Genomic DNA, 23,470 nt, shown 5'->3' with positions numbered 1-23,470 from the left:
GCGGCATTTGAGAGTCGTCCTATGGTTCGCGCCGGAGGGCCTTCCTATAGTCACGGGCTGACTTGTGGAGCGCTTTTCGATGGAACTTACCGACTGGATCGTCATTCTCGCCGTCGCGTTGATCGCGATTGCTTTTCGCTGCGCGCGCACGCCGGCCGGCTGGGCTCGTGAAAACCGCGCGCGGCGCCTCGCCGGCACGCGAATGCTGGTGCTGGCAGCCTGCTCGGTCTGGGCGGCTTTGTTGATTCTGGCGCGCTGCGTGTTCGCGCTCGACGGCCTGCTCGGCCTGCGCCCCACGCTCTACCAGGTGCTCGTCGTGGTCGCCGTTCTGCTTGCCTGCGCGTGCTACTGGTCGGTTCGCGGCCGGCAACTGCTGAAGTCGCGCCGTTTGTTTGCTTCTTGCTGAGCTGATGTAGCCTGCGGTCACGCTGGCCCACCATCCTGATCGGTTCCGAGCCATCACCTCGGTTTCCGCTTCACGCAACCTTCCTGATTTTCGATTCGCTCGCGCCTGCGCCGTCCGCAGGCCGTCGCGGGTGCTCCCGCATCACCCGCTCGACTGCAACCCACGTCAGCCCTTACGGGCCCATCCGCAGATTCCCCGGCTTGTCCATCGCCTGATCGTTGGCCGCCACGGATAGCGGTCGCCCGCCGCGCCCTTCACCGCCTTCACGCGCTCGCCCCGCCGCCGGCCGGGCCCCCGCTTCGGGCAGCGACAGATAGAACGTCGTGCCCACGCCTTCGGCCGACTCCGCCCAGACCCGCCCGCCGTGCCGCTCGACGACGCGCCGCACCAGCGCGAGCCCAATCCCCTCGCCCGCGGCCGCCGTGCCGTGCAAGCGCTGAAACGCGTTGAATAGCCGCGGCAGCGCGATCGCCGGAATGCCCAGGCCGTTGTCGCGCACGTAAAAGATCCGCAGCGACTGAACGCCCGGCGGCGCGGGCGTCGTGCCGATTTCGATCCGGCCTTCGCGCGACGGGTCCAGATAATTCACCGCATTGCCGATCAGATTCGCGAACACCTGCTCGAGCGCGGTCGGATCGCCCCACACGGCCGGCAAGTCGCTCACCTGCACCTGTGCCCGCCGCGCGCGGATCGAGCCCTGCATCGCGTCGATCACGCGCGGCACGATATCGCGCACCTCGACTTTCTGATGCCGGTATTCGACGCGGCCGATGCGCGACAGCCGCAACAACGCGTCGATGATGTGCGACGCGCGCAGCACCGCCGTCTGCAGATAATGCAGCGCTTCGCCGATGTCCTCGTCGACCACGCGCTCGATGCGTTGCCGCATCTGCGCGTCGATCGACGAATCGCTCAGGGCCGCGCGCAGTTCGTCGCACGCGCGGATCAGTTCCTTCGAAAAGCCCTGCAGATTGACGAGCGGCACACGCAGATCATGCGACACGCTGTAGATGAACATCTCGTTTTCCTGCGTCTGCTGCCGCAGCGTCTCGTTGATGCGCGCAAGCTCGTCCGCGCGGCGCGCAAGGTCCGCCTGAAAGCGCGCCTGGATGCGCTCGGCTTCGAGAAGACGCCGGCTGGTCTCGTGCAAGGTCAGGTCGAGTTGCGCGATTTCGTCGTGGCCCGGCCCGATCGGCGCGAGCGGCTCGTTGCCGGCAAGGCGCCCGGCGTTGTCCGACAGGACCGCAAGCCGGCCACGCAAGCCGCGCGTGAAAAGCCACACGGCCAGCGCCACAAACAGCAGAGAGCCGAACACCGCCGCGCCGACCAGCGCCTGTTGCCGCTCGCGCGCGGCGTCGGCGGCATTGGCGCGCTGGCTGTCGAGACGCCGCTCTTCCGCCTGGAAGGCGGCCACCTGCTGGCGAAAGCGGTCGAGCACGTCGGTCTGCGCAAGATCGCCGAAGCGCTCGACGATGTCGTTGCCGCGCCCCGAGCGCAGCATGTCCTGCATGCGGTCGGACCATTGCCGATAGGCCTGCACCGCCTGGCGTACCTGGACGACGCGTTCGACCTCGGCCGGGTTGTCCGAGACGAGTTCCGCGAGCTGATCGATCCGCCGGTCGACATCGACCCAGACGGAGAGCGGTGTCACAAAGTGGTTGTCGCCGGCAAGCACCGCGCCGCGCAGCGCGACAGACTCGCCGAGTACCGGATCGAGAATCGACGTGGTCTGGCGCAGCACTTCCTGACCGTGGACGGCCCAGCGCTCGGCGTCGGCCGCGTCGGACTGCGCCTTGACCAGTCCTGACAGAAGCGCCAGTTCGAAGACCGCCGGAATCGCGATCAGCAGCAGGCCTTTAGTGGTAAGTCGCATGCGAGCGCATTGGAAGGTGGGCCGCCAGTCGTGTACGGGACGGGACATTATGTCGGCGTTTGCTGCGGAAACAAAGGGTCGGGCTAGCGCCCAAACTTTGGCGGCAGGCGTGTCGATGCAGGCTGCAGGTCGGGCTGCACCGATGTGCTCGCACACCTTCAGGCTCGACGCCGCGCCCGTAAGCCGGACGAAAACTTTGGACCCGTAATGGATCATAGGAACCAAAACGGGACGTTTCCGCACATCTTTTGTGCTTGGACGCGTGCATTGAAGGTGCAGACTGCGCGACTCGGGGCTCGCCGTCGCAGGCGACAATCCCAATCCGGTGCCCGTTTGCACTGCGTTCGCCGGACAAGCACCTTTTTGGCCCGCTTCTTGCATCCAATGCCCGACTTTTTGGCATAAGCGGAAACAACCGATGGCTAGCTTGAAAACCGGCACCGATACGCTCTTTCTTTTGCTCGGGGCCGCCATGGTGCTGGCGATGCACGCGGGATTCGCCTTTCTCGAGCTCGGCACCGTGCGCAAGAAGAACCAGGTCAACGCACTGGTCAAGATTCTGGTGGACTTCTCGGTCTCCACGATCGCCTATTTCTTTATCGGCTACACGATCGCGTACGGCGTGCAGTTCTTCGACAACGCCGGGACGCTCGCCGCGCACAACGGCTACGCGCTCGTGCGCTTCTTTTTCCTGCTGACGTTCGCCGCCGCGATTCCCGCGATCGTCTCGGGCGGCATCGCCGAGCGCTCGAAGTTCAATCCGCAGCTTTTCGCGACCTTCGTGCTGGTCGGCTTCGTCTATCCGTTCTTCGAAGGCATCGCGTGGAACGAGCGCTTCGGCGTGCAGGCGTGGATCGCGCAGATGTTCGGCGTGCCGTTCCACGACTTCGCCGGTTCGGTCGTCGTGCACGCGTTCGGCGGCTGGGTCGCGTTGCCGGCCGTGCTGCTGCTCGGCGCGCGCCACGGCCGCTATCACCGCGACGGCGGGATTGCCGCGCATCCGCCGTCGAATATTCCGTTTCTGGCGCTCGGCGCGTGGGTGCTGGCCGTCGGCTGGTTCGGCTTTAACGTGATGAGCGCGCAGACCGTCGACAAGATCAGCGGACTCGTCGCCGTCAATTCGCTGATGGCGATGGTCGGCGGCACGCTGACCGCCTGGCTCGCGGGCCGCAACGATCCGGGCTTCACGTACAACGGGCCGCTCGCCGGGCTGGTCGCCGTATGCGCCGGCTCGGACCTGATGCATCCGCTCGGCGCACTCGTCACGGGCGGCATCGCCGGCGTGCTGTTCGTCTATATGTTCACGTGCGTGCAAAACCGCTGGCGCATCGACGACGTGCTCGGCGTGTGGCCGCTGCACGGTCTGTGCGGCGCGTGGGGCGGCGTCGCGGCGGGCATCTTCGGCTTGCGGGCGCTCGGCGGAATGGGCGGCGTGTCGTTCGGCGCGCAGGTGCTCGGCACGCTCGGCGGGATTGTCGTGGCGACGCTCGGCGGCACGCTCGTGTACGGCGCGATTCGCCTGACGGTGGGCCTGCGGCTCGACCAGGAGGACGAATACAACGGAGCCGACCTGTCGATCCACAAGATTTCCGCGACGCCGGAGCGCGAAAGCCTCGGCTGACGCAGCGGCTCGCGTGGGCGCAAGCCAATGCTCGTGGGCAAGCCGCGGCCTGGTCCGACCTGTCCCCATAGAGCCGCCGAATGTTAGACTTGCGCGCTGGAGATGGCATTCTCCAATGGGTGTCCGGCGTGCGCTTCAACGCACACGCTCGCGCCAATCCATTAACCGCCTCGTGCTGATGATGCCTGCTTCCCCGGACCCATGCGGAGGCGGCATCGCGTCTTCCCGCTCAGCCCGGCTTGTCGACTCCGGTTTCAGCAAAGTCCACTCATGTACTGGTCCATCTTGGCCGTCGCTATCGGCGGTGCGCTCGGTTCGCTGTTTCGCTGGTTTCTCGGCCTGCGTCTGAATGCGCTATTTCCGTCGCTGCCGCTCGGCACCTTTGCCGCCAATGTGATCGCCGGCTACGTGATCGGCGTGGCCGTCGCCGGCTTTGCGCGCGCGCCGCAGATCGCGCCGGAATGGCGGCTCTTCGTGATCACCGGGATGATGGGCGGACTCTCCACCTTCTCGACCTTCTCCGCCGAAGTCGTGCAGCATCTGCAGGACGGCCGCCTCGGCTGGGCCGCGGGCGAAGTCGCGATCCACGTCGGCGCATCGCTTTGCATGACGGTTCTCGGCATCGCCACGGTCGCGCTTTTATCGCGTTGAGAGAGCGGTTTTGCCGCCGGGCGGGCACATCGCTTGCGCACCTTCGGACGCACCCTTTTCGTTAAGGAGGTGAAAGATGGGCTCAATCAACCCGCAAGGCGCCACTCGAGGCGGAGCGAAGATTGTCGGCGGCGGCATCGGCGAAGGTCCGGGGCCGGAAGTCATGGCGGCTGCCACGCTGGACGGAACGAAGGTGATGTCGTCGGATGGTGAACATGTCGGCAAGATCTCCGACATCATGCTCGACGTGCGCAACGGACGCATCGCCTACGCGGTGCTGTCGGAAGGCGGTTTTCTCGGGATGGGCGCGAACCTGCACGCCATTCCGTGGAGTGCGCTGACGCTCGACACCGACCAGAAGTGCTTCTTCGTCGACATCACCGCACAGCGCCTGAAGGACGACCCGGGTTTCGACAAGGACCACTGGCCGTCGATGGCCGACCGTGCCTGGGGCGAATCGACGTACAGCTACTACAACCGGGAACCGTATTGGTCCGCGACACGCGGCGTCGTCGAGGACGACCCGGCCATCCGGCCAAGCGAACACTAATGCAGGATGACGCTCGCGAAGGAGCGCGCGTCTGACTGACCATGCCACCGCGTCGCAATGCGGTGGCATGGATCGCGCGCAAGCAACGCACGATCCCTCTTCACATGGCGCAACGCGCGTGAGTTAGCGCGCAGCCAGCATGCCGATGATGAGCCCGCCGATCAGCGCCATCGTCACCGCTTTCCACGGACTGTCGTGAACGAAATCATCGGTCGATTCGGACACGACGCGATATTTCGTTTTGACCACGTCCTGCGCGTCAGCAAGTTTGTCCTTCAATTCCGAGAGTTTCATCGTGCTGCGGGCACGCAATTCGTCGCTGCCGTTGGGTCGTCCCGCGAGGCTGTCGTCGCGCGACGCATCGGCGGAACCGGAACTGGTGGATTGATAAGACTCGGCCATTTTCAACCTCCCTCTCTTTGCGTTGAGTGGACAACGTTCAGCAAACCTTGTGCCTCGCGTGCGGCTTATCGTTATTAGTTAGGATGGCGATGCTTTTTTACTGCGCACGCAAATGTCTGATCAGTGACTGCGCCCCAGCAGACGACGGCATCTATGCCGAAGCCGGCCGCACAGGCACAGCCATTGCGCTCCGTGAAGGCCGGCCGCATTGGCCGGTACGAACGAGGAGCGACACATGAGCATTTTTTCAAGCATTCTCAACAAGATTTTCCCGCACGATCATCCGGCCAACACCGGCTCCGGCGCAGCGGCCGGCGCGGCGGCCTCGCCCACTGCGGCACCCGGCAGCGCGAGCGCTCCGGCGGGCACGCCGGCCACGCCATCCACCACGGCCGCCGGCAATTCGCAACCGCCTGTCACGCCGATGCCGACCGTCGACGTCGAAGCGGTGCTCGCGAAAATGCAGGAAAGCAGCGGCGAAAAGTTGAACTGGCGCACATCGATTGTCGATCTGCTGAAACTGCTCGGTCTCGACAGCAGCCTTGCCGCGCGTAAGGAGCTCGCGTCGGAACTGCACTACACCGGCAGCACGGAAGACTCGGCCGCGATGAACATGTGGCTGCACAAGCAGGTCATGCAGAAGCTCGCGGAGAACGGCGGCAAGGTGCCGGACGATCTGAAGAGCTGATAGGCCGGCGCGATAGTTGGTGTGCAACGCCGCGGTCACCCGCGGCTTTTCGCGCGACCGATTGCTACAACGTCTTCCTCATGCAAGCGGCAGTCGCCGGACACAGTTGCGCGAACTGCGTGGTGGACTTCACTTCCGCGGCCACTTTGCTTCTGTCGACATCCACGTAGCCCATGCGCCTGAAGAACCCGGCCGCGGTCGTCGTAAGCAGCCACAAGTCGGATATGTCCGACGCTCGCGCCATCGACTCTGCATGAGCGACCAGCATGGTGCCCAATCGCGCGTGACGAGCGGTCCGCGCGACTGCCAGCGAGCGTAGCAACGCATCGACTCCCAACCGCTCGAGCCCAACGCTGCCGACAATCCTCCCACCCTCGTCTTCCGCGACGAGGAAGTCCGCGAGCATGGCTGCATTCACATCGGCGACCGGGAGTTCGTTTTCTGCGAGCAATGCCTTGATGGCCTCAAGGTCTTCGCTTTGTGCAGCGCGCATCTTCATAGTCGATGTTGTCCCCTGTGACGATCCCTGAAGCGAAGTCAGGCGGCTCGGACTGTCGCGTGTCGGCTAAACCGGATAGCCGCAAAGAAAGCAATTGCCGACAGTATCGAGACGAGAAACACTGTCCACTCGACGGCCACGTAACCGTGCGTAAAGCTCCATATGCTGGCAGCGGCAATCGGTGCTACGCCCTTCGCAACGTTGGACGGAAACGAAAGCATGCCACTGACCGCGCCGTAGCCTTCGGTCCACATCAGGTCCTGAACAATGGTGCCGCGAAGGATCGTCATCATCCCATTCGCAGCGCCGTAGCACAGCGCGAAGAGCCATAGCAGCGCGGCCGAATGACCCGCGCCGATCAGGATAAGCGTCGAGACCGGGAACAACGTCACGATGACGATACCCACCGTGCTGATATGCACCCCTCGACCGAACATGAACCAGATTGCTCGAGCGGCGACCTGCGCCGGTCCGATGAGCGCCATGGTTGTCACGAGCACTGCGTTCGATATGCCGCGCTCGACCATGAGCGGCACGAGATGAAATGTGAGCGCGGCGAACGTCGCGTAGTAGGCGGTGAAGCAGACGGCGAGCGCCCAGAAAACGGGCGAACGAAGCGCGCGTTGCGTAGCGGCATCGTTCGTCTGTTTCACTTCGGCGCTGGTCGGCCGTGCTTCGGCGTCAAGCCTCGATGAACGGATTGCCGCCACGTGAACAGGAAGGCATATAAACACATTCAATGCGGCGAGGACAACAAGCGACGTGCGCCAGCCGACGGCGCCAACGAGGAACTGCGTCAACGGAATAAAGACCGTGCTCGCGAATCCGGCGACCAATGTAATGAGCGTGATCTTGGTGCGGAAGCTTCGCGGATAACGGTGCGTCACGACCGCGAACACCGGGTCATAAAACGTGGCGGCCATCGAAACGCCCAGGCCAATCCACACGACGAAGAGCACCGTCAACGATTGCGCATCGGCCCACAGCAGCAGCATCGCCGCGGCGATGATCGAGCCGAGGGCCATGACGCGGCGGCCAAATCCGTGGTCGATCCAGCGGCCGATCGGATAGGCCGCGACGCCCGAAACGAGTAAGCCCACGGAAAGCGCCGCGTTCATCGCCGTCCGGCTCCAGCCCATGGCCTGCTCCATTGGCACGACCAGCAGCGAAAAGGAATAGTAGACGGAGCCCCACGATACGAGTTGAGCGACGGCTAGTGCCCACGTCACCAGTCTGTCGCGACTGTCCGTTGTTTCTGTGTCGGCTCTTGCGCTCTCGTCCGGATTCGACGTCGTGCTCAATTTTTTTGGCCTTTCATTTGGCTTCGTGGATTAAAGGTCCGGAGTGCAGCCTTTCTTTTCACGCCGTGGTCGTTACTTTGACATTTCCAGAATACCGGAAACGTCATAGAATGCAAAGCACCAACAGTGATGTATTGCTCGTCATCCGCCGCAATGCCCGCGTTGACTCGCCAAACATCCGTGTGCAATTGCAAAGATCAAATAGCAAGGTAATCAGATGACCGTTGATGCAACGAAAGACGACCACAGCTTTCCGGCCGCCAGGACAGATTTTTTCGACACCGATATCGCAGCGCGCCTCGGCATGAATGGGCAACCGCCCGTGAGGATTTTGCTGCTCTACGGTTCGCTGCGTGAACGCTCGTATTCGCGGCTGCTAGTCGAGGAAGCCGCCCGCCTGCTGCAGACGTTCGGCGCTGAAACGCGGATTTTCGATCCGCGCGGTCTGCCGCATGCAGACGACGTCGACGTGAAGAACCATCCGAAAGTAAAAGAGTTGCTCGAGTTGTCGCTGTGGTCCGAAGGACACGTGTGGTGCAGCCCCGAGCGCCACGGCACGATCACCGGTTTGATAAAGACGCAGATCGATCATCTGCCGCTCGTCAGCGGCGGCATCCGCCCGACACAGGGGCGCACGCTTGCCGTCATGCAGGTCAGTGGCGGTTCGCAGTCGTTCAACTCCGTCAATCAACTGCGGCAGCTCGGACGATGGATGCGCATGTTCACCATTCCCAATCAGTCGTCGGTAGCCAAGGCGTTTGAAGAGTTCGAAGAGAACGGGCGAATGAAACCGTCCTCGTATTACGACCGCCTCGTCGACGTCATGGAAGAACTCGTGAAGTTCACGCTGCTGCTTCGCGGCCGCGCCGATTATCTCGTCGACCGGTACAGCGAACGCGTGAAGGAAGACCGTCTGCTCGACCCGGCGACCGACTTGGTGACCGACCCAACATCGCAGGCAATTACCGACCATTCGCGGAAAGAAGCACAGACGAGCAACCAATAAAGGTACGTCATGGCAACGTTCGATTCGAAGCTCGCAGTCAAGGCGCTGGCAGCGCTCGCGCATGAGACTCGCCTCGCCGTCTTCCGCCTTCTGGTTACGGCGGGCCCCTCGGGCATGAGTCCGGGCGCCATCGCCGAACAAATGGGACTGCCCGCGCCGACGCTGTCGTTCCATCTGAAGGAGCTTGCGCACGCGGGGCTTATCGAGGGAAAAAGTCAGGGGCGGTTCATCATTTACAGCGCCAGTTATGACCACATGCTGACGCTCATGGACTTCCTGATGGAGAACTGTTGCGCCGCGGATCAGGCAGAGCAATGCGACTGCGCGATCAATGAGACCCAGGCGTGGAGGAAGCCTTAGTGAAGCGCTTCTGCAGATGTCGATTTAAAACTCAATCGCGGCGAGACGTCGTCAGGAGAAATGTGTGACAGAAAACCGAAAGTACAACGTCTTGTTCCTTTGCACCCACAACTCGGCGCGTTCCATCCTTGCCGAGGCTGCGCTTAATCAGCTCGCCGGTGACCGCTTTGTCGGGTACAGCGCGGGCAGTCATCCGGGAACGGCGCCGAACCCCTACGCAATCGCCTTGCTCAAATCGCAAGGTATCGAAACGGACCGGCTGCGCAGCAAGAGCTGGGACGAATTCGCTAAAGACGGCGCGCCGCAAATGGACTTCATCTTCACAGTCTGCGACGATGCAGCCGGTGAAGTCTGCCCGATCTGGCCGGGCCATCCTGCGAAAGCACATTGGGGCGTCGCGGACCCATCGAAGGCAAAAGGTTCGGACGACGACAAGCGCGAGGCATTCCTGCAAGCCTTCGTGCAGATGAAAAAGCGCATAGAGCTTTTCACGAATCTCCCGCTCGAAAAGCTCGACGGTCTCGCCATCCAGCAGCAGATGCAAAGTATCGGCACGTCGCTGCGTGAGAAGGGAGAGTAACGATGGCGGGCAGTCAAACCGTCGCGAAAGCCGCGCGGCGCGCGCCAGGCGGCATCGGATTTTTCGAGCGCTATTTGTCGCTGTGGGTCGCGCTCTGTATCGTGGTTGGCATCGTGCTTGGCAAGCTGTTGCCCGGCGCAGTCCACACCGTGTCGATGCTCGAATTGGCCCACGTCAACATCCCCGTCGGCATTCTGATCTGGGTAATGATTATTCCGATGCTGTTACGCATCGACTTCGCGTCGCTCGGCAAGGTGCGGACTCAACTCAGGGGCATCGGCGTGACGCTGGTCATCAACTGGGCGGTGAAGCCGTTCACGATGGCCTTCCTCGCGTGGGTCTTCGTGCGGCACGCGTTTGCGTCGCTCTTGCCCGCCGACCAGTTGGACAGCTACGTCGCCGGGCTGATTTTGCTGGCCGCAGCACCTTGCACCGCGATGGTCTTCGTCTGGAGTCAATTAACGAAGGGCGACCCGTACTTCACGTTGTCGCAGGTCGCGCTGAACGACCTGATCATGGTGTTCGCGTTCGCGCCCGTGGTTGGCCTGTTGCTGGGCATCTCGAACATCGCCGTACCGTGGGATACGTTGCTGACTTCGGTGGTGCTCTACATCGTCGTGCCGGTCATCATCGCGCAGCTTGTCCGCAGGGCGCTTTTGCGCCAGGGCGAGGCGGCGTTCCAACGCGCGCTGACGAAGATCGGACCGTTCTCCATCGCGGCGCTTTTGCTGACGCTCGTGTTGCTGTTTGCCTTCCAGGGCGAGCAGATCATCGCGCAGCCGGTTGTGATCCTTCTGCTTGCAGTGCCGATCCTGATTCAGGTTGTGGTGAACGCTTCGCTCGCCTACCTGGCGAATCGGCAACTGGGCGTGTCGCATGAAGTCGCCGCGCCGTCGTGTCTCATCGGCGCGTCGAATTTCTTCGAGCTGGCTGTGGCAACGGCAATCAGTCTCTTTGGCCTGAAGTCCGGGGCGGCGCTAGCCACTGTGGTTGGCGTGCTCATCGAAGTGCCGGTGATGCTCGCAGTCGTGAAAGTCGTCAACTCGTCGCGGCGCTGGTATCAACGAGAGTCCTGAGCGAGCTCAGCCGCGCGCACAAAAAAAAGGCGCCACGTTTCCGTAGCGCCTTGAAAAGTTCTAGCCATTCCGAGGGCCGTGCTAGAACCTGAGAGACGGTATTTCGAAGAGAACCAGGCGACCGGGCGGTCACGCGAACTACGCGGTGCAAAGCATTTGATTGCCGCGGCAGACCGGGAGCCAACTCACCGCATTGGCACGGTGGAAAGCCAACGCTCGCGGCAAGAAACCGCCAACCCTGCTACTTTCTTTCGAAATGAGGTTCCATTTTTTATGGTTATGCTGACTAAGTCAAGCAAAATCTAAACAGCCGCCGCGCGCCGCGGAAAAAAATTCCGATACAATGAATAATACGAAGAAATCTGTGACAAGGCGCTCACGGCGGCGCATTGCGGCGTGCCAAACCCGCGCGCTCCGCTGTCCGTCCCGGCGCTGGTAATCTGAAATATCGTTCCACAATTTACATGAATCCACGAACGCGATCCCGCTCCGCCGCCGAGACCGACAAGGACAAAGACGGCTCCGGCGACGAGGTCACCGCGCTGGCGCGCGGCCTGACGGTGCTGCGCTCCGTTGCCGCGGCGGACGCGCCGCTCAGCAATCGCGAGCTGACCGAAATCACGGGCATTCCCAAACCCACGGTGTCGCGAATCACGGCGACGCTCGTCGGCACCGGCTTCCTGTTCCGGCTGCCCGACAGCGAACGCTTCGTGCTGACGTCGTCGGTGCTTGAACTGAGCAACGGCTTCTTGCGCAACTTCGACATTCGCGCGCGCGCCCGGCCCTTTCTGATCGAACTCGCCGAGCGCACGCGGCTCTCCGTGCATCTCGCGGTGCGCGACCGTCTCGACATGGTGGTGATCGACGTGATCCGGCCGCGCTCGGCCGTGCTCGTGTCGCGCCTCGAAGTCGGCGCGCGCATGAGCCTGAGCCGCACCGCGATCGGCCGCGCGTATCTCGCCGCGCTCGACGAGCCGGATCGCGCGAAACTGCTGACCGGCCTGCAGGCCGCCGAAGGCGACGACTGGGGCCACGTCGGCGGCCCGCTCGAAACGGCGCTGCAGGAAACCATCGAGCGCGGTTTTGCCGTCGCGACCGGCGAGTGGTACGACGGCCTGAACGCCATCGCGCTCGGGTTCACCGGGCCGTCGGGCGAGCGCTACGCCGTCAACTGCGGCGGCTCGGCCGACCAGTGCCCGCGCGATTGGCTCATCAGCCGCGCGGGGCCCGATCTGCTCGATTGCGTCGCGCGCATCGTGCTGGAAATCGGCGGCACGCCAGGGCGCCGCCTCGACAACTGAAAGCGCCGCGCCGCCAGCCGCCCGCTTCAACCGGACCGCTGCGATCCCGTCACCGACACTGTCTCCATCCTGTAACCGGCGTAATCAAAAGAAAAATACACGGGTGGACTGTTACAGAGCGCGGGACGTAGGATCATGCATTCCTGTCGCGGGGCGCCCGCGCAGTGCGGCGCGAGGCGCCTGATACAGCCTGCCGGAGCCCGGCATGCGCGGCCTTCACCTTAGGCGCGCGGCGCAAGCCTCTTCGCTTGCATCTCCGGTAGCATCGCGGTGAATCTGCGCGGCCGGTCCGCTGTCGAGACCGCCTGTCATGCGATCCGCAAGTGTGAGCGTCAGGCACGCGCCCGGCAATCGCCCAACAAGCGCCAGGCCGCGATGCGGCACAATCGCGCGTACGCCTCACTTCCAAGCCAGTCACTGACCGAACCGATGGACGAACAACAACAGCATTCGGAAACTTCACGCCCCGCCGCTCCGGCTTCCCCGAAGTCCCCCGGCGGCGCTCCAGGCCGTCCGACGGACAAGCGGGACACACCGCCTGGCGTCGTCAAGAGCCATCGCGGCCGCAATATCGCGCTGATTGTCCTCGCGCTGCTGATCCTCGGCTTCGTGCTGTGGCGCTGGCATCCGTGGGGCTCGCCGGACGGCGCGTCGGCGCCGGGCGCGAGCGGCACGCATAGCGGCCGGGCCGGCCGCGGCGGTCCCGGCGGCATGGCCAACATGCCGCAGCCGGTTCATGTCGCGACGGCGACGCAAGGCGAAATGCCGGTCGTGCTGACCGCGCTCGGCACCGTCACGCCGCTCGCGAGCGTGACCGTTCTGCCGCAGTTGAGCGGCATCCTGCAGGACGTCTACTTCAAGGAAGGCCAGATGGTCAAGAAGGGCGACCTGCTCGCGCAGATCGACCCGCGCCCTTATCAGATCTCGCTCGACAATGCCCAAGGCACGCTCGCCCGCGACGAAGCGCTGCTGCAAACCGCGCGTCTGGACCTGAAGCGCTATCAGACGCTGCTCGCGCAAGATTCGATTGCGAGCCAGCAGGTCGATACGCAGGCGTCGCTCGTGCGTCAGTACGAAGGCACCGTGAAGTCGGACAAGGCCAACGTCGACACCTTCAAGCTCGACCTCGTGTATGCGCGCATTACCGCGCCGGTGTCGGGGCGCGTCGGCTTGCGCCAGGTCGATCCGGGCAACTACGTGACGCCGAGCCTGACCAACGGCATCGTCGTGATTACGCAGTTGCAGCCCATCAGCGTGATCTTCACCACGTCGGAAGACAACCTCCAGCAGATTCTCGAGCAGACGCAAACCGGCGCCAAGCTGTCTGTCACCGCGTACGACCGCAGCAACACGAAGTCGCTCGAAGGCGGCGCGCTCGAGACGCTCGACAACCAGATCGACACCACCACCGGGACGGTGAAGCTGCGCGCGCTCTTTCAGAACAGCAGCAACCTGCTGTTCCCGAATCAGTTCGTCAACACACGCCTGCTCGTCAATACGATCAAGGACGCGGTGATCGTGCCGACCTCGGCGGTGCTCAACGGCTCGATGGGCCAGTTCGTGTATGTCGTGAAAGCCGACAACACGGTCACCGTGCGGCCGGTGAAAATCGGGCCCGTCGACGGCGAGCGCACCAGCATCAAGTCGGGCTTGCAGGTCGGCGAGCGCGTCGTGATCGACGGTTCGGACCGCCTGAAGGAAGGCGCGAAGATCACCATTCCGGCCGACAAGCCGCGCGGCGCTTCGGGCGCGCGTGGCGCGTCGGGCGCATCGGGCGCGTGGGCTGCTTCGGCCGCTTCGGGCGCCTCCGGCGCGCGCGCGCATCACGGCAGGCACGCGTCGCAAGCGTCGCAATAAAGGCACGGCACTTACCGCATGAATCCATCCCGCGCTTTTATTCTGCGTCCCGTCGGCACCGCGCTGCTGATGGCGGCAATCATGCTGGTCGGCCTCGTCGCGCTGCGCTTTTTGCCGCTCTCGGCGCTGCCCCAGGTCGACTATCCGACCATCCAGGTGCAGACGTTCTATCCGGGCGCGAGCCCGGACGTGATGACGTCATCCGTGACTGCGCCGCTCGAGCGTCAGTTCGGACAGATGCCGTCGCTCAATCAGATGTCGTCGCAAAGCTCGGCCGGCTCGTCGATCATCACGCTGCAATTCAACCTCGATCTGCCGCTCGACATCGCCGAGCAGGAAGTGCAGGCCGCGATCAACGCAGCAGGCAACCTGCTGCCGTCCGACCTCCCCGCGCCGCCGATCTACGCGAAGGTGAATCCCGCCGACGCGCCGATCCTCACGCTCGCGATCACGTCGAAAACCTTGCCGCTCACGCAGGTTCAGGATCTCGCCGACACGCGTCTCGCGCAGAAAATCTCGCAGGTCGCGGGCGTGGGTCTCGTGAGTCTTTCCGGCGGTCAGCGGCCGGCCGTGCGGATTCAGGCGAACCCGCGCGCGCTTGCCGCGTACGGCCTGAATCTCGACGACCTGCGCACCACCATCTCGAACCTGAACGTCAACACGCCGAAGGGCAACTTCGACGGTCCGACGCGCAACTACACGATCAACGCGAACGACCAGTTGACCGACGCCGACGCCTACAAGAGCGCGGTGGTCGCGTACAAGAGCGGCCGCCCGGTGATGCTGACCGACGTCGCGACCATCGTGCAGGGTCCGGAAAACACCAAGCTGGGCGCGTGGGTCGACGGCACGCCCGCGATCATTCTGAACGTGCAGCGCCAGCCTGGCGCGAACGTGATTCAGGTGGTGGACAACATCAAGAAGTTGCTGCCGCAATTGCAGCAGTCGCTGCCCGCCGCGCTCGAAGTGCGCACCGTCACCGACCGCACCACGACGATCCGCGCCTCCGTGCGCGACGTGCAGTTCGAACTGGCCATGTCGGTCGTGCTCGTCGTGCTGGTCATGTACCTCTTTCTCGCCAACGTCTACGCGACCATCATTCCGAGTCTCTCGGTGCCGCTTTCGCTGATCGGCACGCTCGCCGTGATGTACCTGTGCGGCTTCTCGCTGGACAATTTATCGCTGATGGCGCTGACCATCGCGACCGGCTTCGTGGTCGACGACGCGATCGTGATGATCGAGAACATCGCGCGTTACGTGGAAGAAGGCGAGCCGCCGCTCGAAGCCGCGCTGAAAGGCTCGAAGCAGATCGGCTTCACGATCATTTCGCTGACCGTCTCGCTGATCGCCGTGTTGATCCCGCTGCTGTTTATGGGCGACGTGGTCGGCCGCCTGTTCCATGAGTTCGCAATCACGCTCGCCGTGACCATCGTGATTTCGGCGATCGTGTCGCTCACGCTCGTGCCGATGATGTGCGCGAAGCTGCTGCGCCACACGCCGCCGCACGAAAGCCACCGCTTCGAGGCGCGCGCGCACCGCGCAATCGACTGGGTCATCGCGCGTTACGCGGTCGCGCTCACCTGGGTGCTCGATCGCGAGCGCTCCACGCTGGTCGTCGCGGTGCTCACGCTCGTGTTGACGGCGCTGCTTTACGTGTTCATTCCGAAGGGCTTCTTCCCGGTGCAGGACACGGGCGTGATCCAGGCGATCACGCAGGCGCCGCAGTCGGTGTCGTATGCGTCGATGGCCGAGCGTCAGCAGGAACTCGCCGCCCAGATCCTGAAGAACCCGGATGTGCAAAGCCTGACCTCGTTCATCGGCGTGGACGGCAGCAATATCACGTTGAACAGCGGCCGCATGCTGATCAACCTGAAACCGCGCGACGACCGCAGCAGCACCGCAAGCGAAGTGATCCGGCAATTGCAGCAGGACGTCGCGCATATCGCGGGCGCGTCGCTGTACATGCAGCCGGTGCAGGATCTGACAATCGATTCGACCGTCAGCCCCACGCAGTATCAGTTCATGCTCACGGACCCGAACATGAGCGAGTTCACAACGTGGGTGCCGAAGCTCGTCGAGCGGCTCAAACAGGCGCCCGAACTCGCCGATGTCGCCACCGACCTGCAGGACAACGGCCAGTCGGTGTATGTCGAGATCGACCGCGCGACCGCGTCGCGTTACGGCATCACACCCGCCACCGTGGACAGCGCGCTTTACGACGCATTCGGCCAGCGCATCGTCTCGACTATCTTCACGCAGTCGAACCAGTACCGCGTGATTCTGGAAGCGCAGCCGTCGATGCAGCATTACACCGAGTCGCTGAATTCGATCTATCTGCCCTCTTCCACGTCGTCCGGTGGCCAGGTGCCGCTCTCGGCCATCGCGAAGTTCATCGAAAGGCCGGCGCCGCTGCTCGTCACGCACCTGAGCCAGTTCCCCGCGACCACGGTCTCGTTCAATCTCGCGCCCGGTTCGTCGCTCGGCGCGGCCGTGAAGGCGATCGACCAGGCGCAGAAAGACATCGGCTTGCCGGCGTCGTTCCAGACGCGTTATCAGGGCGCGGCGCTCGCGTTCCAGGCCTCGCTGTCGAACGAACTGTTCCTGATTCTGGCCGCCATCGTCACGATGTATATCGTGCTCGGCGTGCTGTACGAGAGCTTCATTCACCCGATCACGATTCTGTCGACGCTGCCCTCGGCGGGCGTGGGCGCGTTGCTCGCGCTGCTGATCACGGGTCACGATCTCGACATCATCGGCATTATCGGCATCGTGCTGCTGATCGGTATCGTGAAGAAGAACGCGATCATGATGATCGACTTCGCGCTCTACGCCGAACGTGAAGAAGGCAAGGCGCCGCGCGAGGCGATTTACCAGGCGTGTCTGCTGCGCTTCCGGCCGATTCTGATGACCACGCTCGCGGCGCTGCTCGGCGCGCTGCCGCTGATGCTCGGCACCGGCGCAGGTTCGGAGTTGCGCCGGCCGCTCGGCATCGCGATTGCCGGCGGTCTGATCGTGAGCCAGTTGCTGACCTTGTTCACCACGCCGGTGATCTATCTCGCGTTCGACTCGCTCGCACGCCGCGCGCGCGAACGGTTCAATCGCGGCGGCCCGACGGCCGGCGCGACCGACGCAGGGAACTGATGCGATGAACCTGTCGCGTCCTTTTATCTCGCGCCCCGTCGCGACCACGCTGCTCGCAATCGGCATTGCGCTGTCTGGCATCTTCGCGTTCATGAAGTTGCCGGTCGCGCCGCTGCCGCAAGTGGATTTCCCGACCATTTCGATCCAGGCGTCGTTGCCGGGCGCGAGCCCCGATACGGTCGCCACCAGCGTCGCGAGTCCGCTCGAACGGCATCTCGGTTCGATCGCCGACGTCACCGAAATGACCTCGATGAGTTCGGTCGGCTCCGCGCGCATCACGATGCAGTTCGGCCTGAACCGCAATATCGACGGCGCCGCGCGCGACGTGCAGGCGGCCATCAACGCCGCGCGCGCCGACCTGCCGGCGAGCCTGCGCAGCAACCCGACGTACCACAAGGTGAATCCCGCCGACGCGCCGATCATGATTCTCGCGCTGACGTCGAAAACGCTGACCGCCGGCCAGTTGTACGACTCCGCGGCGACCGTCCTGCAGCAGTCGCTGTCGCAAGTCGAAGGTGTCGGCGAAGTGGACGTGAGCGGGTCGGCCAATCCCGCGGTGCGCGTCGAACTGGAACCGCAGGCGCTGTTCCACTACGGCATCGGTCTCGAGGACGTGCGCGCCGCGCTCGCCGCGGCCAACGCGAACAGTCCCAAGGGCTCCATCGAGTTCGGCGCGAACCGCGTGCAGATCTACACGAACGACCAGGCGAGCAAGGCGTCGCAATATCGCGACCTCGTGATCGCGTATCGCAACGGCTCGGCGGTCAGACTCTCGGATGTCGCCGAAGTGGTCGATTCCGTCGAAGACCTGCGCAACCTCGGTCTCTTCAACGGCAAGCGCTCGGTGCTCGTGATTCTGTACCGGCAGCCGGGCGCGAACATCATCGAGACAATCGACCGCGTCACCGCGATGCTGCCGCAACTGCACGCGTCGCTGCCCGCCGACGTGGACATCACGCCGACCGCCGACCGCTCGACCACGATCCGCGCGTCGCTCAAGGACACGCAGTACACGCTGATGATCGCCGTCGCGCTCGTCGTGATGGTGGTGTTCCTGTTCCTGCGCAACTGGCGCGCGACGCTTATTCCGAGCGTGGCCGTGCCGATCTCGATCATCGGCACGTTCGGCGCGATGTATCTGCTCGGCTTTTCCATCGACAACCTCTCGCTGATGGCCTTGACCATCGCGACCGGCTTCGTGGTGGACGACGCCATCGTGGTGCTGGAAAACATCTCGCGTCATATCGAGAACGGCGTGCCGCGCATGAAGGCCGCGTTCCTCGGCGCGCGCGAAGTCGGCTTCACGGTGATGTCGATCAGCATCTCGCTCGTCGCCGTCTTTCTGCCTATCCTGCTGATGGGCGGCATCGTCGGACGGCTGTTCCGCGAATTCGCGCTGACGCTGTCGCTCGCAATCGGCGTGTCGCTGATCGTCTCGCTCACGCTCACGCCCATGATGTGCTCGCGCCTCTTGCGCGAGCCGCACGAACAGAAAGAGGAAGGCCGCTTCGGGCGCTGGCTCGAACGCGGCTTTGCGTCGATGCAGCGCGGCTACGAACGCACGCTCGGCTGGGCGCTGCTGCATCCGCGGCTGATCCTGATGGTGCTGCTCGCGACCATCGGCCTCAATGTGTGGCTCTACATCATCGTGCCCAAGGGCTTCTTTCCGCAGCAGGACACCGGGCGGCTCATCGGCGGCATTCAGGCGGACCAGAGCACGTCGTTCCAGGCGATGAAAGGCAAGTTCTCGCAAATGATGGACATCGTCGGCAAGAATCCGGCGGTGGATAGCGTGGTCGGTTTCACCGGCGGCCGGCAGACCAATTCGGGCTTCATGTTCGTCTCGCTGAAGCCGAAGAGCGAGCGCAAGATTTCCGCCGATCAGGTGATCCAGCAACTGCGCGCGCCGCTCGGCGACGTGGCGGGCGCGCGCACTTTCCTGCAAGCGGTGCAGGACATTCGCGTGGGCGGTCGGCAGTCGAATGCGCAATACCAGTTCACGCTGCTCGCCGATTCCACGCCCGACCTGTACCTGTGGGGACCGAAGCTGACTGAGGCGCTACAAGCGCGCAAGGAACTGGCCGACGTCAACTCCGACCAGCAGCAAGGCGGCCTCGAAGCGATGGTGACGATCGACCGCGCGAGCGCCGCGCGCCTCGGCATCAAGCCCGCGCAGATCGACAACACGCTGTACGACGCGTTCGGCCAGCGCCAGGTGTCGACGATCTACAACCCGCTCAACCAGTATCACGTTGTGATGGAAGTCGCGCCGAAGTACTGGCAAAGCCCGGACATGCTCAAGCAGGTCTACATCAGCACGTCGGGCGGCAGCGCGAGCGGCGCGCAGACCACCAACGCGCCGGCCGGAACCGTGACGAAGGAGACCACGTCCACGTCGTCGTCCACTAGCGCTTCGGCGGGCGGCACGGCGGGCACGACTGCATCGAGCGCCGCCTCCATTGCCGCGGATTCCGCGCGCAACCAGGCGATCAACTCGATTGCGACGAGCGGCAAGTCGAGCGCATCGTCGGGCGCGGCGGTGTCCACATCGAAGGAAACGATGGTGCCGTTGTCGGCCATTGCGAGCTTCGGGCCCGGCAACACGCCGCTCTCGGTGAATCACCAGAGCCAGTTCGTCGCATCGACCATCTCGTTCAATCTGCCGCCCGGCGTGTCGCTTTCCACGGCGACCGACGCGATCTACCAGACCATGGCCGAGATCGGCATGCCGGCGACGATACACGGCAGTTTCCAGGGCACCGCGCAGGCGTTCCAGCAGTCCATGTCGGATCAGCCGATCCTGATTCTGGCCGCGCTCGCCGCCGTGTATATCGTGCTCGGCATTCTGTATGAGAGCTATATCCACCCGCTCACCATTCTGTCGACGCTGCCCTCGGCGGGCGTGGGCGCCTTGCTCGCGCTGCTGCTCTTCAAGACCGACTTCAGCATCATCGCGTTGATCGGCGTGATTCTGCTGATCGGCATCGTCAAGAAAAACGCGATCATGATGGTGGACTTCGCAATCGAAGCGTCGCGCCACGGCCGCTCGTCGAGCGACGCGATTCGCGAGGCGTGCCTGTTGCGCTTTCGCCCGATCATGATGACGACCTTCGCCGCGATGCTCGGCGCGTTGCCGCTCGCGTTCGGACGCGGCGAAGGCGCGGAGTTGCGCGCGCCGCTCGGCATTGCGATTGTCGGCGGGCTCATCATGAGTCAGATGCTCACGCTCTACACCACGCCGGTGGTCTACCTTTATATGGACCGGATTCGCGTGCGGTGGGAGTCGAGGAAGGCGCGCAGAGGCGGTGTCGCACCGTCTGCGTGAGGTTCTTGCATGGGATGCGCGGCGGGCTTTGAAGCCGGGCAACGCTAAAGCTTCTGCTCCATCGCGAGCAGAAAAATGCGCTGCCATTGCTTTGCCTGCCGCTCGTTCTGCATCGGCAGCAGCCACAGGCCGTGAGCGGCGTCCTTCACCTTCAGCGCGAGTTGCCATTGCGTTTCGCGACGCTCGACATCCGCGCCAAGCAGATCCGCGAAGATATACGCGCCGTGCTCAGCGCCGACGCGAATCTCGCAGAAGCGCTGACCCGCTGCGAGCCGCACCGAGCCCCAACTGCCGTCGAGCGCATGCGTCCAGTTGCCGTCATGAATATTCGGCGCGACTTCCTTGCGGCGGCGCAGCCAATAGGCGAGCGCGGCCATCAGCAGCAGCGCTACCAGCACGGCAACGCCCACGGCGACCGCCGTCCCCGCCGCCGCCTGTAACGCGTCGAACGCACGCACGGCGCCATACACGAGCGCGATCAGCGCAAGTAGTGCAATCAGAATCGGCATCGCGAACTCTCGACAAAAAGCCTTATTGCTTGTGCGCCGCGGCCCAATCCTTCACGGCCTTCAGCGTGTTCTCGACATGCTTTTCGGGCGAAAGGCTCGTGTATTCGTAGATGATCTTGCCGTCCGGCGCGATCACGTACGACACGCGATTGGCCATCGAGCTATGCATCGGCAGGCCCGCGTCGTAGGCGCCGATCACCTTCGACTCCGCGTCCGCCGCCACCGGGAATTTGCTGCGGCACTCGCTGACGGAGAACTTCGTCAACGTGTCGATGTTGTCGTGCGACACGCCGATCACCGTCGCGCCGTATTTGCTGTATTCGTCGACGGCCTCGGCGAATTCATGCGCCTCGATCGTGCAGCCCTTCGTGAAAGCCGCCGGGTAGAAGTACAGCACCACCGGTCCTTTCTTGAGCTGGTCGGCGAGCGAATACGTGTACGTCTTGCCGCCGAGCGACGCCTGCGCGGTGAACTGCGGCGCGGTGTCGCCGGGCTTGAGCGTCGCGCCCGCGGTCAACGACCAGGCGGCGCATGCCACCGACACGGCAGCGGCCAGCACGGCGGGCAGGAGTTTTCGTTTCATCGGCTGATCCTTTGAGCGTTGCGTTGATGCACGGCGTCTCCCTCGCAAAGGAGTCCGTCGGCCTTGTGCTCTATTGGACCACGTACGCGAAAAACACGCGCGGAACGCAGCGCCGCATGCAGCAATCGGCGCCGGGCAAAGAACCAGGGGCAAAGAATCAGGCGGCTTCCTGCACATGCGCGCCGAACCACGCGGCCGCCGACAGATTCAGCTCGGCCAGTATCTCCGGCGTGAGCGCGGCGAATTCCGGCGGCGCATCCGCCGAGCGCGCGATCGACGCCGCGTCGGCGCCCTCGCCGGCCGCCTCCGCGATACGCAACAGCATGCCGAGCGGCCCACGCAGTTCGACGATCGCCTCGCGGATCTGCGCCGCGAGACCGAGCTTCTCGAGCACGGCCTTCGGCGTCGTGCCGAGCAGCACATGGACGAGCGAAAAGATGCCGGTCATGAACGCGGCGTCGGCAAATTCGTCGTCGGCGGGACGCATCCAGCTTGCCGCCAGCTCCATGAAGCGCGAGCGCGTGGCCGCCAGTTGCACAAGCGGATCGGCGCGCCACGGCAGATCGCCGCTGTCCGCGTAAAGCAGCAGTTGCGCCCAGCGCGCGATCTGCCGCGTGCCGGTCGCGATGATCGCCTCGCGCAACGACGCGATATTGCGTCCGAGACCAAACGCGCTCGAATTGACGAGCCGCAGCAGTTGCACGACCACGCTCGGATTCAGCTTCAGTTCGGCTTCGAGTTCGACGATGCCCGCATCGCGCGAAAGCAGCGCGAGCAGACGCAGCAAACCCGGCCGCGGCGAGCGGTTGCGCGGCGCGGCCAGCACTTGCGGCCGCGCGAAAAAATAGCCCTGGAACAGATCGAAGCCGAGATCGCGAGCCAGCGCGAAGTCTTCGCGCGTCTCCACTTTCTCCGCGATCAGCGTCTTGCCCTGGCCGCGCATCGCGGCCGCAAGCTCGGGCAAATGCGCGCGCTCGGTCTGCAAAAAGTCGATCTTGACGATGTCCGCATGCGGCAGCATCGCGAGCAGTTCGTCGGACAGCGCGGTCACGTCGTCGAGCGCGACCTGGAAGCCGCCGCGCCGCAGCTCGCCGAGCCGGCGGCCGAGTTGCGCGTCGAACTGAACGGTTTCGAGGATCTCAAGCACGAAGCGCTCGGGCGGCATCACATGCACGATGTCGTCGAACAGCATGGTCCGGTCGATGTTCACGAAGCCGCGATGCGGGCCGAGCACGGCCGGCACGCCGATTCCGCCGAGCGCGCGCGCCACCACCTGCGCGGTCGCCTGCGCGTCGTTGGTCACCTCGGCGTAATTGTGGGCGCCGGCCCGGAACAGCAGCTCGTACGCGTTGAGCGCGCCCTGGCGATCGAGGATCGGCTGCCGGCCCAGATAAACGAACTGCGGGGCGGCAGCCGCGTCGGGATCGTCGCCGGACGCGTCGCGCACCTCGATGCGCCGGGCGGAGGCCCTGACCAGATGTAGTTCAGACATGGATCGTCGATGCAGCTTTCGAAGGACTGCACGGCAGCGGCGCGCGCCACCGCACAGGGGGTTTGCCGTATTAACGGACGTGAGGCAACCGCACTTTAACGGAATCGGCGGTTGGGAATTGCCGCCGCGCGCAGTCTCGTCCCTTACGGGATGTTTTTCTCGCGCAAGCACTAAAGATTCCAGGGCGCAGGCCGTTATCTAGTCCTGATGGGGCGGCCTGATAGTTTTTCACCGCCCTCACCTGGCGGA

Annotated in this window: 20 protein-coding genes and 1 riboswitch; of the genes, 13 read left to right on the top strand and 7 right to left on the bottom strand. The window is 64.0% G+C overall.

Translation table 11 applies throughout. From position 1 onward, the window contains the following. The first annotated feature begins 79 nt into the window (after window positions 1-79). Entirely contained in the window at window positions 80-406 is a 327-nt protein-coding gene (locus ABIE53_RS08815) for a hypothetical protein (protein ID WP_006052945.1), read from the top strand. 172 nt (window positions 407-578) lie between these two features. Here ABIE53_RS08815 and ABIE53_RS08810 read toward each other — a convergent pair whose 3' ends face one another. After that, entirely contained in the window at window positions 579-2,279 is a 1,701-nt protein-coding gene (locus ABIE53_RS08810) for a sensor histidine kinase (protein ID WP_029969211.1), read from the bottom strand. 418 nt (window positions 2,280-2,697) lie between these two features. On the opposite strand from ABIE53_RS08810, the gene ABIE53_RS08805 reads away from it, so the two are divergent. The 3 genes from ABIE53_RS08805 to ABIE53_RS08795 all read left to right on the top strand — a co-directional run bounded on the left by ABIE53_RS08805 (window position 2,698) and on the right by ABIE53_RS08795 (window position 5,101). Beyond that, window positions 2,698-3,900, top strand: a complete 1,203-nt coding sequence (locus ABIE53_RS08805; protein WP_107708387.1) for an ammonium transporter — start codon at window positions 2,698-2,700, stop codon at window positions 3,898-3,900. An 89-nt stretch (window positions 3,901-3,989) separates the two neighbouring features. Then, a riboswitch (Fluoride riboswitch) is annotated at window positions 3,990-4,095 on the top strand. A 75-nt stretch (window positions 4,096-4,170) separates the two neighbouring features. Then, window positions 4,171-4,551, top strand: coding sequence for a fluoride efflux transporter CrcB (gene crcB / locus ABIE53_RS08800; protein WP_006052948.1), 381 nt, complete (start codon window positions 4,171-4,173; stop codon window positions 4,549-4,551). Window positions 4,552-4,627: 76 nt separating this feature from the next. Then, on the top strand, window positions 4,628-5,101 hold the full coding sequence (locus ABIE53_RS08795) for a PRC-barrel domain-containing protein (protein ID WP_006052949.1): 474 nt from the start codon (window positions 4,628-4,630) through the stop codon (window positions 5,099-5,101). A 123-nt stretch (window positions 5,102-5,224) separates the two neighbouring features. Here ABIE53_RS08795 and ABIE53_RS08790 read toward each other — a convergent pair whose 3' ends face one another. Further along, window positions 5,225-5,503, bottom strand: a complete 279-nt coding sequence (locus tag ABIE53_RS08790) for an ElaB/YgaM/YqjD family protein (RefSeq protein ID WP_029969205.1) — start codon at window positions 5,501-5,503, stop codon at window positions 5,225-5,227. Window positions 5,504-5,738: 235 nt separating this feature from the next. On the opposite strand from ABIE53_RS08790, the gene ABIE53_RS08785 reads away from it, so the two are divergent. After that, the gene (locus tag ABIE53_RS08785) at window positions 5,739-6,191 is read left to right on the top strand and encodes a DUF3597 domain-containing protein (RefSeq protein WP_006052951.1); all 453 of its coding nucleotides are present in this window, start codon (window positions 5,739-5,741) and stop codon (window positions 6,189-6,191) included. 64 nt (window positions 6,192-6,255) lie between these two features. On the opposite strand, the gene arsN2 is transcribed toward ABIE53_RS08785, so the two are convergent. Beyond that, window positions 6,256-6,684, bottom strand: a complete 429-nt coding sequence (gene arsN2, locus ABIE53_RS08780; RefSeq protein WP_244230980.1) for an arsenic resistance N-acetyltransferase ArsN2 — start codon at window positions 6,682-6,684, stop codon at window positions 6,256-6,258. A gap of 44 nt (window positions 6,685-6,728) precedes the next feature. Next, window positions 6,729-7,991, bottom strand: coding sequence for an MFS transporter (locus ABIE53_RS08775; RefSeq protein ID WP_181324918.1), 1,263 nt, complete (start codon window positions 7,989-7,991; stop codon window positions 6,729-6,731). Window positions 7,992-8,295: 304 nt separating this feature from the next. Here ABIE53_RS08775 and arsH point away from each other — a divergent pair, with 304 nt between their 5' ends. From arsH to ABIE53_RS08735, 8 genes are all read left to right on the top strand, one after another. Continuing rightward, complete coding sequence (arsH, locus tag ABIE53_RS08770) at window positions 8,296-8,997, top strand: arsenical resistance protein ArsH (RefSeq protein ID WP_232292400.1); 702 nt, start codon at window positions 8,296-8,298, stop codon at window positions 8,995-8,997. 9 nt (window positions 8,998-9,006) lie between these two features. Further along, on the top strand, window positions 9,007-9,357 hold the full coding sequence (locus ABIE53_RS08765; protein WP_006052955.1) for an ArsR/SmtB family transcription factor: 351 nt from the start codon (window positions 9,007-9,009) through the stop codon (window positions 9,355-9,357). A gap of 64 nt (window positions 9,358-9,421) precedes the next feature. Then, window positions 9,422-9,937, top strand: a complete 516-nt coding sequence (locus ABIE53_RS08760) for an arsenate reductase ArsC (RefSeq protein ID WP_107708390.1) — start codon at window positions 9,422-9,424, stop codon at window positions 9,935-9,937. Between the two features lie 2 nt (window positions 9,938-9,939). Beyond that, complete coding sequence (gene arsB, locus ABIE53_RS08755; RefSeq protein ID WP_053857902.1) at window positions 9,940-11,013, top strand: ACR3 family arsenite efflux transporter; 1,074 nt, start codon at window positions 9,940-9,942, stop codon at window positions 11,011-11,013. A 464-nt stretch (window positions 11,014-11,477) separates the two neighbouring features. Next, window positions 11,478-12,314 carry an IclR family transcriptional regulator gene (locus tag ABIE53_RS08750; protein ID WP_192698896.1) on the top strand — a complete coding sequence of 279 codons (837 nt, stop codon included), beginning with the start codon at window positions 11,478-11,480 and terminating at the stop codon, window positions 12,312-12,314. A 429-nt stretch (window positions 12,315-12,743) separates the two neighbouring features. After that, window positions 12,744-14,171, top strand: a complete 1,428-nt coding sequence (locus ABIE53_RS08745; protein ID WP_107708396.1) for an MdtA/MuxA family multidrug efflux RND transporter periplasmic adaptor subunit — start codon at window positions 12,744-12,746, stop codon at window positions 14,169-14,171. Window positions 14,172-14,189: 18 nt separating this feature from the next. Continuing rightward, the gene (locus tag ABIE53_RS08740; protein WP_029969190.1) at window positions 14,190-17,312 is read left to right on the top strand and encodes an MdtB/MuxB family multidrug efflux RND transporter permease subunit; all 3,123 of its coding nucleotides are present in this window, start codon (window positions 14,190-14,192) and stop codon (window positions 17,310-17,312) included. Between the two features lie 4 nt (window positions 17,313-17,316). Next, entirely contained in the window at window positions 17,317-20,637 is a 3,321-nt protein-coding gene (locus ABIE53_RS08735; RefSeq protein ID WP_107708400.1) for an efflux RND transporter permease subunit, read from the top strand. 44 nt (window positions 20,638-20,681) lie between these two features. Here ABIE53_RS08735 and ABIE53_RS08730 read toward each other — a convergent pair whose 3' ends face one another. The 3 genes from ABIE53_RS08730 to ABIE53_RS08720 form a co-directional block, all read right to left on the bottom strand. Further along, window positions 20,682-21,146: a hypothetical protein gene (locus ABIE53_RS08730; protein ID WP_107708402.1), complete on the bottom strand. Its 465-nt coding sequence runs from the start codon at window positions 21,144-21,146 to the stop codon at window positions 20,682-20,684. Between the two features lie 22 nt (window positions 21,147-21,168). Further along, the gene (locus ABIE53_RS08725; protein WP_006051082.1) at window positions 21,169-21,729 is read right to left on the bottom strand and encodes a peroxiredoxin; all 561 of its coding nucleotides are present in this window, start codon (window positions 21,727-21,729) and stop codon (window positions 21,169-21,171) included. Between the two features lie 157 nt (window positions 21,730-21,886). After that, window positions 21,887-23,221, bottom strand: coding sequence for an EAL and HDOD domain-containing protein (locus tag ABIE53_RS08720; RefSeq protein WP_107708404.1), 1,335 nt, complete (start codon window positions 23,219-23,221; stop codon window positions 21,887-21,889). Window positions 23,222-23,470: the final 249 nt, after the last annotated feature.

The sequence above is a fragment of the Paraburkholderia sp. OAS925 genome (genome assembly GCF_040543975.1).
Taxonomy (GTDB): domain Bacteria; phylum Pseudomonadota; class Gammaproteobacteria; order Burkholderiales; family Burkholderiaceae; genus Paraburkholderia; species Paraburkholderia graminis.
This window is presented reverse-complemented; position numbering and strand designations above follow the sequence as displayed.